Origin of the sequence: Azospirillum baldaniorum (genome assembly GCF_003119195.2) — a bacterium.
Lineage (GTDB): Bacteria > Pseudomonadota > Alphaproteobacteria > Azospirillales > Azospirillaceae > Azospirillum > Azospirillum baldaniorum.
The window spans coordinates 536770-550007 of record NZ_CP022255.1 but is presented as its reverse complement, the minus strand read 5'-3'; the positions used below and the strand labels follow the sequence as shown (position 1 = coordinate 550007).

12 protein-coding genes are annotated in these 13238 nt (G+C 66.3%); 3 read left to right on the top strand and 9 right to left on the bottom strand.

Going from position 1 to position 13238, the window contains the following annotated elements; genetic code table 11:
* Positions 1 to 143: 143 nt before the first annotated feature.
* On the top strand, positions 144 to 794 hold the full coding sequence (locus tag Sp245p_RS24755) for a TetR/AcrR family transcriptional regulator (RefSeq protein ID WP_014198845.1): 651 nt from the start codon (positions 144 to 146) through the stop codon (positions 792 to 794).
* Entirely contained in the window at positions 791 to 1663 is an 873-nt protein-coding gene (locus Sp245p_RS24750; RefSeq protein WP_014198846.1) for a CPBP family intramembrane glutamic endopeptidase, read from the top strand. Before Sp245p_RS24755 ends, Sp245p_RS24750 begins: the two co-directional genes overlap by 4 nt.
* A gap of 561 nt (positions 1664 to 2224) precedes the next feature.
* On the opposite strand, the gene Sp245p_RS24745 is transcribed toward Sp245p_RS24750, so the two are convergent.
* The 6 genes from Sp245p_RS24745 to Sp245p_RS24720 form a co-directional block, all read right to left on the bottom strand.
* A complete protein-coding gene (locus Sp245p_RS24745) occupies positions 2225 to 3274 on the bottom strand; it encodes a formylglycine-generating enzyme family protein (protein WP_014198847.1) in 1050 nt (349 codons plus the stop codon).
* 81 nt (positions 3275 to 3355) lie between these two features.
* Positions 3356 to 5065 (bottom strand): arylsulfatase, encoded by a 1710-nt coding sequence (locus Sp245p_RS24740; protein ID WP_158310439.1) that lies wholly within the window; start codon positions 5063 to 5065, stop codon positions 3356 to 3358.
* Positions 5066 to 5185: 120 nt separating this feature from the next.
* Complete coding sequence (locus Sp245p_RS24735; RefSeq protein WP_014198849.1) at positions 5186 to 6103, bottom strand: HpcH/HpaI aldolase/citrate lyase family protein; 918 nt, start codon at positions 6101 to 6103, stop codon at positions 5186 to 5188.
* 126 nt (positions 6104 to 6229) lie between these two features.
* Positions 6230 to 7501 carry a metal-dependent hydrolase family protein gene (locus tag Sp245p_RS24730; RefSeq protein ID WP_014198850.1) on the bottom strand — a complete coding sequence of 424 codons (1272 nt, stop codon included), beginning with the start codon at positions 7499 to 7501 and terminating at the stop codon, positions 6230 to 6232.
* A gap of 185 nt (positions 7502 to 7686) precedes the next feature.
* Positions 7687 to 8451, bottom strand: a complete 765-nt coding sequence (locus Sp245p_RS24725) for an alpha/beta fold hydrolase (RefSeq protein WP_014198851.1) — start codon at positions 8449 to 8451, stop codon at positions 7687 to 7689.
* A gap of 42 nt (positions 8452 to 8493) precedes the next feature.
* Positions 8494 to 9375 carry a fumarylacetoacetate hydrolase family protein gene (locus Sp245p_RS24720; protein ID WP_014198852.1) on the bottom strand — a complete coding sequence of 294 codons (882 nt, stop codon included), beginning with the start codon at positions 9373 to 9375 and terminating at the stop codon, positions 8494 to 8496.
* Positions 9376 to 9619: 244 nt separating this feature from the next.
* Between Sp245p_RS24720 and Sp245p_RS24715 the strand changes: the two genes are divergently transcribed.
* Positions 9620 to 10327 (top strand): FadR/GntR family transcriptional regulator, encoded by a 708-nt coding sequence (locus tag Sp245p_RS24715; protein WP_041813737.1) that lies wholly within the window; start codon positions 9620 to 9622, stop codon positions 10325 to 10327.
* 258 nt (positions 10328 to 10585) lie between these two features.
* Here the strand turns inward: Sp245p_RS24715 and Sp245p_RS24710 are convergent, their stop codons facing one another.
* The 3 genes from Sp245p_RS24710 to Sp245p_RS24700 form a co-directional block, all read right to left on the bottom strand.
* Positions 10586 to 11695 (bottom strand): LacI family DNA-binding transcriptional regulator, encoded by a 1110-nt coding sequence (locus Sp245p_RS24710; RefSeq protein WP_014198854.1) that lies wholly within the window; start codon positions 11693 to 11695, stop codon positions 10586 to 10588.
* 44 nt (positions 11696 to 11739) lie between these two features.
* Positions 11740 to 12786, bottom strand: a complete 1047-nt coding sequence (locus Sp245p_RS24705; protein ID WP_014198855.1) for a M14 family metallopeptidase — start codon at positions 12784 to 12786, stop codon at positions 11740 to 11742.
* 90 nt (positions 12787 to 12876) lie between these two features.
* Positions 12877 to 13221, bottom strand: coding sequence for a RidA family protein (locus tag Sp245p_RS24700; RefSeq protein WP_014198856.1), 345 nt, complete (start codon positions 13219 to 13221; stop codon positions 12877 to 12879).
* Positions 13222 to 13238 lie beyond the last annotated feature (17 nt).

Genomic DNA, 13238 nt, shown 5'->3' with positions numbered 1-13238 from the left:
CGTCTCCTTGCTCGACGGACTCCAACTTGGGGGGAGTTTCAGAGAGCTGGTCGCGTAAGCACCGTCAACTCTCAACAAGAGCTTGCCAGCTTGAACGCAGATGCGATAATGACTGACGGTCAGTCATATTTAAGGCGCATGTCATGCCACGCACGAGCAAGCCTGCCGATGTTCGATCGGCCGAAATCCTGAACGCAGCCGCCAAATTGTTCCGCCAGCATGGCGTCGGCGCGGTGTCGATCGACCAGATCGCTCGTGAGGCCGGTATCGCAAAGGGCACCTTCTATCTTCACTTCCAGTCCATGCGAGACCTGCTGGCGCGCATGGCGGAGGCGACGGTGACGGCCATGGCCGAGAATGTGGAGCGGGTCATCGCAACGTCCGAAAGCTCGCCGTACGAAACGCTCGTCCTCGCATTGACAGCGCTGAAATCGGTGGAAGCGGATAATGCGCCGCTGATGCAGGCGCTCGATCACCCGGACAATGTCGAGTTGCAGGAGCGGGCCAACATCGCGTTGGTCGTCAAGGTCGGCCCCCTGATCGCCAATGTAATCGATCGCGGTTGCGAAACCGGGGATTTCGCCGTCGAGGACCCGCTGTCGACCATTCAGTTCATCCTCGCCGGACAGGCCTTTCTGCTCGGTAACCCGCGCTTCGGCTGGTCGCAGGACGAGCATGGCATGCGGCTGATGGCGACGCTGCGCCTGACCGAACGCGCGCTCGGCGCGCGCCCGGACAGTCTCGTCTCGGCATTTCTGGCCGTTTTGGCCGGAGCGGGAAGGGTGCAATCATGACCGAAGATCAGATCATTCAACGCTACAACCACCCTTGGACTTTTTATGCCCTCGCCACGTTGGGCTCATGGACGGCCTGGGGTGGCGCGGTGTGGCTGAGCCATCTGGACGGAATCGGCCCTGCCGGCCTGACGACGGTGGCAGTGCTTTTGTTGCTCGGTCTGCTCTTTCCGTTCCTCACCGCCTGGCGGTTGACGCGAGGTGACCCGGTTCTGCGCAACGACTTGGGTCGCCGTCTGGTCCGGCCCGACTGGCGGCAGCTGCGCCTTGCGACGCTGGGCGCGGGCATCATGCTCGGAAGCATCCTGCTTGCGCAGGCTCTTTCCCTTCTGCTCGGCTACAGCACCGAACAATTCCGTTTTGCGGCCCATGCGTCCTTTTCCGCTGGCATCCTGCCGGGCTGGTTCCCGTTGGTTCTGGCGCCGATCATCGAGGAGTTGAGCTGGCATTCCTACGGGACCGACTGCCTTAGGCGCAGCATGACGCTGTTCTGGACCTCGATCGTTTTCGCCTTCTATTGGACGGTCTGGCATGCACCACTCGGCATGGTCGCTCATTATTATCAGGCGCAGATCGCCGAAAGCGGCTGGATTCACACGCTGAACTTCGCGTTGAGCCTGTTCCCGTTCGTGTTGATCATGAATTGGCTCTATTACCGTGCGAACCGCAGCATCCTTGTCGCCATCGTATTCCACCTGAGCGCAGGTCTGTTCAACGAGCTGTTCCAAACTCACCCGGACACCAAGATAATCCAGACGGGACTTCTCTTCGCGTTGACTGTGGCTATCGTCATCGCCGATCCACGATTCTTTTTTGGCAAGACGGTTCATGACATGCCCCCGGTCAGCCCGTTTCGACAGTTTGGCTGACAGGGGATGGGTCTGGGGCGGCGGCTGGGGTCCTGGCATGAAAGTGCGCAAACTGTCCGGGATGTGAGAGGGCAGGGTGAACGTGAGCTCCGCCGCGCCCCAGCGCTCCTTTCTGCGCCCTCTCACGATGGCTCCAGGGTTGGCGTGACCGCCCATCATCCCGATTCCGGGGGTTCTTTTGTGCAGTGACCCTTTCGCGGATCGGCAACATCGCTGGCATTCGCTCCTCTCCGCCGTGAAAGGGAAATCGAATCACGGTTCGTTCTCCTCCGCGAGCCGGCGTTTCAGCTGGTGGGTTGAATCCGATACCTGTATCGGCGCGGCCATGGAATCAGCCGGCGTGAGGACCGGGGCGAGAGCCGATGTGATGGATGGCCTTCGCCACATCAGCTCACGCGACGAGGATCGCCAGGGTCGGGCTGTTGCATGGATGGGACCGCTGTCGTAGGCAGCGGCCCCACCTCCGTTTGGGTTTCTGGCGGTGTGCCATGAAGCGAACGCCGCTCGCAGCCACCACACGCGGCCGAACGGTGACGCTGCCGTTCCGTCTCGGCGCTTGCCCTACCTCGTATTCAGCACTGTCCGGAACCCCAGATGGCTTGCTCCGACGCCGACCTCCTGCGGATGGCGTGACGCCGGCCGGTACCGCTGGCAGAAGTTCTGCGCGCAGAGGAAGGAGCCTCCTTTGATCACCCGGCTGGGAACCCCCGGCTGCCGGGGATCGTAACTGTCCTCCTGCCGGGGACCGGTCGGGTTGACGTCGCCCAGACCGTCATGCCGCGGCCGATACCAATCCGACGTCCATTCCCAGACATTGCCGATCATATCCCGCAGCCCGTAACCGTTCGCCGTGAAGCAGCCCACCGGGGCGGTCGCCGGATAGCCGTCACCCCGCGTGTTCTGGATCGGGAAAAACCCCTGCCACGTGTTGGCCATCGCCACGCCCTGAGGGGTGAACTCGCCGCCCCAGGCGTAGGGCGCACCATCCAGCCCGCCCCGGGCCGCGTGCTCCCACTGCGCCTCGGTGGGAAGTTCCCGGCCGAGCCATCGCGCATACGCGACGGCATCGTTGTACGTGACATGCACCACGGGGTGGTTCTCGCGGCCCCCGATGTCGCTGCCGGAACCCTCCGGATGGCGCCAGTTCGCTTCAGGAAGCAAGCGCCACCACGTGTCGCTCCTCCCGGCCTGGGAGGTCGGATCGACGAAGACCACGGAACCGGAGGGCCGGCGCGCATCGGCGCCGGTTCCGTCGACGACGCGTTCCGCCTCGGTGACATACCCCGTCGCTTCGACAAACCGGCGGAACTGGGCGTTCGTGACTTCGGTCCGGTCCATCCAGAAGCCATCGACGCTCACCCGCGTCACCGGCCCTTCCTCGCGGTAATGCTGGTCGGAGCCAATCCGGGTATCGCCCCCCGGAATCCACACCATGCCGGGAGGCGCCTCCTTCGTGCCGGGGGCCGCGGCGGAACCGTCGCACAGCGTGTCCTCCGCGACGTTCGGCATGGCTGGAGCCTGGGCAGGCCAGGCGAACATCGCCAGCCCCGCGGCGGCACCAACCCCGGCCGTCACGAGTGCCGTGAAGAAGACCGTGCTTTTGTTGGCCATGAGTCTGTCTTTCCTCGCGATCGGCCGCGTCCCGGTCGTGGCCGGCGGCCGTGTCATGCCCGGCCGCCGCTGTCGCATCGCTTACCACTCAAGCTCCTGGTAGTAGCGCGTGCCATTGCTGTACTGAAGCTGGCCGGCGATCTTCTCATCGAAGATCACACCGTTCTTCTCCCGGTACTCATCCCAGGAGGCCATCATTTCCTTGACCTTTTCCGGTTGGGCATCGACGAGATTGCGGGTCTCGCCGGGATCATCGGCAAGATTAAAGAGCTCCCACCCGCCGGTTCCCCAGGGCTGGTTCACCCACACCAGCTTCCAGTCGCCCTTCTTGATGGAGGCACGCCCGAACAGCTCCATCCCCAACGCGTAATCCGTCGGGTGGGCGCGATCGGACCGGCCGTTCAGATAGGGCCAGAGGGAGGTTCCCTGCATGGGATGGACGGTGCGCCCCTTGTGGCTGTGTCCAGGGTGCTTGACCCCGGCCGCCTCAAGAAAGGTCGGCGCCAGATCCATCACCGAGGCGATCTGGCCGTCGATCTTTCCGCGATGCGCCAGCTTGGGGTACGAGATGATGGTCGGCGAACGCACGCCGCCCTCGGTCGGGAACGCCTTGAAAAGGCGGAAGGGGGCGGCGCTCACATGGCCCCACCCCGGCCCATAGCCGACGTAGGAGCCCGGACGCCCGATGTTGTCCAGGCTGTTGTCGAAGGTTTCCTCGACCCACGCGGCAGGGACAAGGTCGAGAATGTCGTTCCCCTCGGCGCCGTTGTCGGACAGGAAGACGATGATGGTGTTGTCGAACTCGCCGATCTCCTTCAGGTAGGACACCAATCGGCCGACGTTCTGGTCCAGGGCATCGACCATGGCCGCGTAAACCGCCATCCGGCGCGCTTCGACATCCTTCTGCTGCTGGGAAAGCTGCTCCCATTTCGGCCAGAGCGCGGGCGGCTCGGACGGCGTCATGTTTGCCGGGATCAGCCCCGCGGCCTGCATGCGCTTGAAGCGCTCGTTCCGAATGGCCTCGTATCCCGCCTTGTAGGTGTCCTTGTACTTCTCGATGAGGTGGTCGGGCGCCTGCAGGGGGAAGTGCGGGGCCGTGTAGGCCGCATAGGCAAAGAAGGGCTTCCCATCGGCCTTGTTGCTGCCGATGTATTCGATGATCTTGTCGGTGTAGAAATTCGTCGTGTAGTCGATCTTCGGCAGTTCGACCGGCTTGCCGTTCTCGCGGTAGCGCGCCTTGGTCGTGCCCTTGCCGTCAGGTGGCGGCGCATTGCCGGTCTGGTCGAAGAACCCCGCCCCGCCCTGGAGCATGGCGTAGGATTGATCGAAGCCGCGCGCCGGAGGGCTGAGTTCCTCCGTCATGCCCAGATGCCACTTGCCGGCCATGTAGGTGTGATAGCCCGCATCGCGCAGCAGTTCCGGGAACGGGACGACGTTGGTGCCGAGGGTGCCCTCGTAGCCCGCTTTTCCTTTCTGCTCCGGCGTCGGCAGTTCCGCCATCGTCCCCAGTCCGGCCACGTGATTGTCGGTGCCGGCCATCAGCATGGCCCGCGTCGGCGAACAGGCTGGCGACACATGGAAGTTGGTCAGTTGGAGACCGGAGCGCGCCAAGGCGTCGAGACTGGGCGTCTGGATCTCGCCTCCGAACGCACCGATGTCCGAATAGCCCAAATCGTCGGCAAGAATCAGCAGGATGTTGGGACGGTTGCCGCCCCCCGACGGGCCGGCGCCCGTCCGGACGTCCGCCGCCATGGATGGGCACGCCAGAACGGCGCCGGCGGTCGCCGCCACGATGGCTCCCAGCGCCAGCCTCGTCCGGAATGATCCGTGTCTGCGCATTGCCTTTTTCCCCCCTTCTTTCTGCTTATAAAGTTCGCCCTCGCAGGCCGGCCCAAGCCAGCCGCAAGGCCGTCACGCGGCATCACCATGCCGCGTCGATGTGGATGCGCGTTCGGGAGCCTGCGCGCGGGCCAGTGTGCGTCGCATGGCGAGCACGATCGGGCGTTCGACCATTTTCCCGTCGACTTGGATGACGCCGTCCGGAGCGTTCTTCCAGGCCGTGACGATCCGCTCGGCGTCGGCGACCTCGTCCGGTGTCGGTGTGTAGGCGTCGTTGATGGTGGGAACCTGGCCCGGATGGATGGCCATCTTCGCCGTGAAGCCCAGAGCCAGGGCGCGCTGCGCCTCGGCGCGGCACCCGTCGGCGTCGCGCACCGCGACGAAGGGCATGTCGATGGCCGGAATGCCGGCCCGCGCGGCGGCGTGGACGACCCGCGATCGACCGTACAGAAGCCCATCCCAGGACGCCGGGACGCCGAGTTCAGCCGCCAGATCCAAGCCTCCAAACATGACGGCGCTCACCCGGCGGGACGCGGCCGTGATGGCGGCTGCCTGATCGACCCCACGCAGCGTCTCGATCTGAGCCACCAAGCGAAGATCGAGTCCCGCTTCGGTCAGCAACTGGTCGAGCCAGCAGACCTCCTCGGGCGAGTCGATCTTGGGGACGACTACGGTGCCACCCGAGGGGCGCGCCTCGATGAGGGCGAGCGCATCGCGCATCCCCGCCACGCTGCGCAACGTGTTGATGCGTATCACGCGGTCGGGACCGCCACCGCCACCGCCACCGCCACCGCCACCGCCACTGCCACCGTTGCTGCCATCCGCCACGAAGCGCATGGCCGCGGCACGGGCATCCTGCTTGTGAGCCGGCGCCACGGCGTCCTCCAGATCCACGCAGACCGCATCGGCGCCGGCGGCAAGCGCCTTGTCGAAGCGGTCGGGCCGCGATGCCGGGACAAACAGCACGCTGCGCCAGCCGAGATCGTCCATCGCGCGTCCCCCTCCTATTCATGGCCTGTGCGATGACCCAGCCGTTGCGAGCGTCCGTGCTCCCGGCGAGAAGGCGGAGCCTCCGCCGGGAGCGATGCGCCGGGAACGGCCGGGTCCGGATTGGTTTCAGACACGCTCGCGTGGGGCGGGGGCTTCCGGCGCCTTGTGGAAGACACCGTCCTTCATGATCGCCAGGAGGCGCTTGCGGTCCTGCAGGATGGTGACGTCCGCGAGAGGATCGCCGTCGACCAGCAGGAGGTCGGCCAGACAGCCCTCCCGGATCACGCCCAGCTCGTCGCCCATGCCCATGATCTGCCCGGCGGACCGGGTCGCGGACACCAGAGCCTCCATCGGCGTGAAGCCGAGCAGGTTCACGAAAATCTCGAGGTCGCGGGCGTTCGTGCCGTGCGGCTGCCAGGCGAACCCATAGTCGCCGCCGGGGAGAACCCGGATGCCGCGCTTGTGCATCTTCCTCATGCTGTCGACGGCGATCTCCAACTCGCGTTCGTACTGCTGCGACAGCGGCGACCCGGGGGCGATGCCATACGCGCCCGCTTCCCGGGCGGTGGTGAGCAGCCACGCCAGACCGGGCGCCACGAAGTGCCGGTCCTTCACCGCTTCCAGCATGTCGAGGGCTTCCTCGTCCGCGTAGGAGGCGTGGAAGATGCCTTCGATGCCGAACTCGACGCACAGCTTGACCGACTTGGAGGAGCGTGCGTGCGCGCACAGGGTCTTCCCATGCATCTTGGCTTCGCTCACCGCCACGGCGATCTCTTCGCGCGCCATCGGCGTCACCTCGGCCCCGACCCCGGTGATCTCCTCGCCCGACAGGTTCAGCTTGATGTTGTCGACGCCGTATTTGATGAACTTGCGGACGGCGCGGCGGACCTCCTCCGGCCCGGACACGATCATGCCGAAATTCAGACCCTCGTGCTCGATGTGCGGCGGCGACGTGTCGCCAAGCCCGCCGGGCGTGGCGATCTCCTGGCCCGCCGCGCGGTACCGCGGCCCGGGGATCTGGCCCGCGTTGATGGCGTTGCGGATCACCACGTCCAGGCGGGGCTTGGCGGCGGCGGCGCCGAAGCCCGCCGTGAAGCCGGCGTCCAGCACCAGCTTGGCCATGTCGGCGGCGAAGAGGACATGCTCTTCCGGCGGCATCTGCTGAATGGCCGCGAGCGTGGGCTGGTTGTTCCACGACAGGTGCAGGTGCGAGTCGATGAGGCCCGGCATCAGCGTGGCGCCGCCGCCGTTCACGTGGCGGTGCGCGTCGCGGGAGATCGTCCCTTCCTGCCTGGAAATCTCGGCGATGCGGTTGCCTTGGACCAGCACTTCGCCGGCAAAGGGCTGCTCGCCGGTGCTGTCGAGGACGCGCACGTTGGTGAAGAGAGTCGTTTGCATCGTTTCCTCCTGGTCGATCGGGGATGCCGGTTTGCCGGCTTATTGTTTCGTTCGTGCTGCGGATGGCTTTGCCGGGACCGTGGCTCCGCCATCCGAACGACACCGCCTTCTTGATGGGCCATTCCTTTGATGGGCCGCGTCCGCCATGGGGACGCGTCACGGCGGTGCGCTTTTCCGCAAGGTGCTCAGGCGACGGAGAACAGGAAGTTGACCAGCGCTTCGTTGACCGCCGCCGGACGCTCGAACGTCGTCCAATGGCCGCAGCGATCGAGAATGCGCAGGTTCGATCCCGGGATCTTCGACGCCAGGGCCCGTACGGCCGGGGGTGGCGCCGTGCCGTCCTCGTCGCCCGTGATGAGCAGCGTCGGGCAGGCGATCCGCGCCACGTCGGCGGGCTCGGCGGCGGCCAAGGCCTCGCAGGTGCGGGCATAGCCTTCCGGGTCCTGACGCATCAGGATCTCGCGCACGAACGCCGCCACCTCCGGCCGGTTGGCCTTGGTGTCGGCCGAGGTGCCGCCCTGGACGACCGCATCGGCGATGCCCACCATACCGTCGGCGCGCGCCTTGGCGGCACGGTCGCGGAGCGCCGGCCGGGCGGCCTCGGGCGGCGCGTGAAGCGGCCCGATCAACGACAGGCTGCGCACCCGCTCCGGCTGGCGGATGGCGAGATGCTGGCACACGACGGTGCCGAGCGAATGGCCGACTACATGGGCGCGCTCGATGCCGCGGCTGTCGAGGACCGCCACGACCGCATCGACGAAGCCGGAAATCGAGACGTCGTCGGTGATGGCGCTTCGCCCGGAACCGGGAAGGTCGAAGCGCACGCATTGGAAGAACCGCGACAACGCGCCGACCTGCGGGGTGAACACGTTGGAGGTGCCGCCCAGGCCATGGATCAGGATCACCGGGTCGCCCGCGCCATGAACCTCGACAGCCAGATGCTGTGCCATAAGGTGTTTCCCTTGTTGCCGTTGCAGAATGGCCGCCCGTGCTCAGTCGAGCACGTTGCTGAGCCGGCCGAGCCCGTCGATCTCGATCGTCACGCGGTCGCCCGGCTTCAGGAACTTCGGCGGGTTGAAGCCGATGCCGACCCCGGCCGGCGTGCCGGTGGCGATGATGTCGCCGGGGTACAGCGTGATTCCGGCCGACAGGGTCTCGATCATGGTCGGAATGTCGAAGATCAGATCGCGTGTGTTGGCGTTCTGGCGGAGTTCGTCGTTCACCCAGCAGCGTAGCGCCAGATTGGCCGCGTCGACCTCGTCGGTCGTCGCCAGCCATGGGCCCATCGGGCAGAAGGTGTCGAAGCTCTTGCCCAGGAACCACTGCTTATGGCGCGACTGCCAGTCACGCGCCGTCATGTCGTTGATGATGACGTAACCGAAGACATGGTCGTAGGCTTCGGCTTTGGTGATCCCGCGGCCCCCCTTGCCGATGACCACACCCAGCTCGGCCTCATAGTCGAGGCTGTCGCTGACTCCGTGCGGGTAACGGATTGGATCACCATTGGCGATCACCGTCTCCGGCGGCTTCGTGAAGAAGATCGGCGCTTCCGGGATTGCGTCGGTCGCCACCTTCGACCCGGCGTCGAAACCGCTGCGGGTAAACTCGTGGGCATGGTCGTGGTAGTTCTTGCCGACGCAGAAAATGTTGCGGTCGGGGCGCGGGATCGGCGCGTCGACACGGACGTCGGTCAGCGGAATCCCCACGGAACCAAGCGTCATCTCGCCCTTGGCCGCGTCGTAACGGCGGATGAGATCGAGCATGTCACGGACCGGTTCGCCGAGAACGGATTCGATCGGCCAAACCCGCTGCGTGTCCGGATCGATCACCCCGAGCTTGCGGCGTCCATCATGTTGGAAGGTGACGAATCTCATGCGCTGCCTCCTTTGATCCAATTATGAGCCATTATCAGGACCAATACGACGCTATCAGCGCCATCAGTGATCCAATATGACGATCACGGCTCATGATTGGTCAAGAAGAAAATGCGTCTGGTCCATTTTTTCTGAACCGGTTGTCAGGATCCGTAAGCCGGAACCCTAAAATTGAGATTGCGCGGCGGCTGATGACGCGCCATATTGGATGAAGAATGGAGCAAAAATGTTGGTGGAACGGGTTATGGACGCGCTGAATCTCAGGGATCGGGCTGCTTCCGGAGCGAGCGCGGTTGTTGCGTTGATCGAACAATGCATTGCCGACGGAACCTGGGGGCCGGGCACCAAGCTGCCGACCGAGCGTGAATTGGAGAAGCGCTTCAACGTTTCCCGCAACACGTTGCGCAAGAGCCTTCGCGTGCTTGAGGAGCAGGGCAAGATCGTCCGTCATGTGGGCCGCGGCTCGTTCGTCACGTCGGAGGCAACGGTGAGGGCCACGGGCGAGGACCAAAGCCTGACCAGCCGCATCATCGGCGCCAGTCCGGCGGAGATCATGGAACTGCGGCTGATGGTCGAGCCGCAGGCGGCGGAACTGGCTGCCGGACGGGCCACCGCGGCGGATCTCCACCGGATGGAGGAATGCCTGGCCCATGCCGAGCGCGCCCAGGACGTTCCGGAGTTCGAACACTGGGACGGCATGCTGCACGTGGCGATCATCGGCGCGGCCAAGAACGGCCTGCTGGCGGATGTTTACGACGCGATCAACGCCATCCGAAACCAGCCGGAATGGGCTCGCCTAAAGGTGCGCAGCCTCACGCCGGCGCGGCGCGCCGTTTATGAGGAGCAGCACCGGCGCATCGTCAGCGCGCTCAAGGACCGTGACGGGGATCAGGCCCGTGCCGCCCTTCAGGAGCATCTGCTGCAAGTCCGCACCAACCTTCTGGGAAGCTGATCCTGAGCCACCGTCATGCCGGTGGGGGAGGGGAGCGAACAGGACCCCGAGCGTGGCTTGGCCAGGGCATTGCCCCGTCCAAACGCTCCATGTTTGGGCAGGGCGGAGGACCCGGTGCTTTCCCGGTTCGGTTGGGCCAGCCAAGCCGGCGCAGGCGGCGTGTTGCGCTGTTGCCCACGCAGCCATGTCGTCCATCCCAGGCTGATTTGTTGCCAGCCGCTGGCGGTCCGGCACCGCCGGCTCAAGCCCGAGCGCGCGTCAGCTGCTGCCGCGGCGGGTCAGAGTCAGCTCGACGGCGCGGGTCGGTTCCGAAGGCATCTCGCCGCGCATCCGTTGCAGGATCATTGATCCGGCTTGGCGGCCGAGGTCGCGGCTGTCGATCCCGATGGTGGTCAGGCCGGGCGGCAGCTCTTCGGCGACGTCGTTGTGGCCGAAGCCGAGGATGGCGATGTCGTCGGGCAGGCGCATGCCCAGCCGGCGCGCTTCCAGCAACGCGCCGGTCGCCAGCAGGTCGTTGGCGCAGAACACCGCCTCGACCGCCGCGTTGCGCGACAGGAGGTCGCCAAGCGCGCGGCGGCCGTCGACCATGCTGCTCACCCCGTCGACCGACAGTTCGGCGACGATGTCGAGACCGGCGGCGCGGGCGCCCTCGCGGAAGCCGGTGAGGCGAAGGGCGCCGCGGCCGCTGCGGCGGCCGATGAAGCCGATGCGACGATAGCCGCGCTCGGCGAAATGCTCGGCCGCCAGGCGGCCGCTGTCGATGTTCGAGAAGCCGACCAGCATGTCGATCGGGTCGCGGGGATAGGCCCAGGTCTCCATGATCGGGATTCCCAGCGCCCGCAAAGCCCGCCGGTTCTCCTCGATCTCGATGACGCCGGTGAACATGACCGCCGCCGGACGCATCTCGCGCAGCGACTGGATCATCGTCGTCTCCTTGGCGTAGGAGTAGGAGGTCTGCCCGATCATCAGCTGGTAGCCCTGAGGCTCCAGGACCTCGCCGCAGCCCTGCACGGCGAGGCAGAACTGCTGGCTCTGCAGGTTCGAGACGAAGGCGGCGACGATGTTCGACTGGCCGGACCTCAGCGCGCGGGCATGGGGGTTGGTGGCGTAGCCGGTGCGCTCCACGATCTCCAGGATTTTGCGGCGCTTGGTCTCGGCCACCTTCTCCGGATGGCGCAGGGCGCGTGAGACGGTGATCGGCGAGACACCGGCAAGCCGGGCGATCTCGACGATGCGCGGCGGAGCCGCCCCCTCGCGGCCCACCCCTTCGACCGGGTCCCCGTCGCGTGAGGAAAGCGGTTCCGCTGCCCGCAGGCGGAGGACGTCGTCAATGGTCGGCGGACGCTTTGCCGCACCGGTGTCACTCATGCCGCCCGTCTCCCGTCTGTTGGTCCGCGGTTGTCAATCCGCGGTCAGGCCGCGCGCGCCAGGATGCCCGCCTCCTCGACCGGACGCGCCACCTGGATCAGGCAGTCGCCGGCCTCGCTGTCGCTGTGCAGGCGCCGCGAGATGACGATGCCCGCCTCCTGGAAGCGCAACTCCTCCTCCGGCTGGTCGAGCCGGGTCAGGTCGTGGAACCAGCCGGCGAGGTCACCGGCGGCGACCCGCGCCCCGATGTCGACCGCCGGTTCGAACCAGCCGCGCCGCAGCGCGTAAATCGCCTGCCGGTGGCTGTCAAGCTGAAGCAGTTGCATAGGCAATTGCATGGGGGCAGGGGCGGCCCCGGCGACCGAGAGCACCGGCGCGTCGGTCAACCCGACGGCGATCAGCAGGTTGTCGATCGCGCGGGCGGTATAGGCCATGGTCTCCGGCGTCACCGTGCCGCCGCCGCCGAACTCTCCGCTGATGCCGATGACGCCGGCCCGCGCCGCCGCCGCCATCGAGGTCGGCGCCGTCGCGCCGTTCTCCGCCACGAAGCCATAGGGCATGCCCAGCGCCTGCATCAGCTCCAGGGCGCGGCCCAGCCGGTCGGGCGTGCCCTGCCGCTCGATCAGGGCGCAAGGCAGGTGGGCCATGGAGGTGCCGCCGGAATGGAGGTCGAACACCACGTCATGGCGCGGAAACAGCTCGTGTTCGAGGAAATGCGCCAGCCGGAAGGTCGGAGATCCGGCGGGGTCGCCGGGAAAGGCGCGGTTGAGGTTGCCCTCGTCCAGCGGCGAGCGGCGCCGCGCCGCCATCACGGCCGGCGCGTTGGTGGCCGGCAGGATCGTCACCTCGCCGCGGATGCGCGCGGGGTCGAGCCGGCGGAACAGGCGGCCCAGCAGCAATTCGCCTTCATACTCGTCGCCATGGTTGCCCGCCATCAGCAGCACGCGCGGACCAGCCCCGTTGCGCACGCGGCAGACCGGGACCTTCACCTGATAATAGGGGGAGCGGTCCACCGAGAACGGGATGCTGAGGAAATCCAGCGACTTGCCGTCGGCGGCGAAATCGAGCGCGTGGTAGAGGCCAGTGTGCATTCCAAAAACCTTGTGGCGGAGGGGCGCCTTAACAGCGTTTGCCAGGGCAGCGGCTGCCCGGCGCCCCCTCCGGTTCGCCTAAGAGGCCCTTCAGAGGGCGGCCAGCGCCGTCATCTCGACGCGCAGGTCCGGGTCGGCCAGCCGCGCCTCGGTGCAGGCGCGGGCCGGCGGGTTGGCGGGGTTGATCCAGGCGTCGTAGACCTCGTTCATGGCGTCGAAGTCAGTGATGTGCGGCAGGAAGACGTTGACGGCGACCAGCTTGGACTTGTCGGTGCCGGCCTCCTCCAGCAGGGCGTCGATCTTCGCCAGCACGTCCCGGGTCTGCTCCCCGATCGACCCCTTGCGGTTGTTGGCGACCTGGCCCGCGATGTGGACCATGCCCTGGCAGACGACGGCCTGGCTCATGCGCGAGCCGACCTGGAACCTCGTGATCATCGAATGAAACCTCTCTT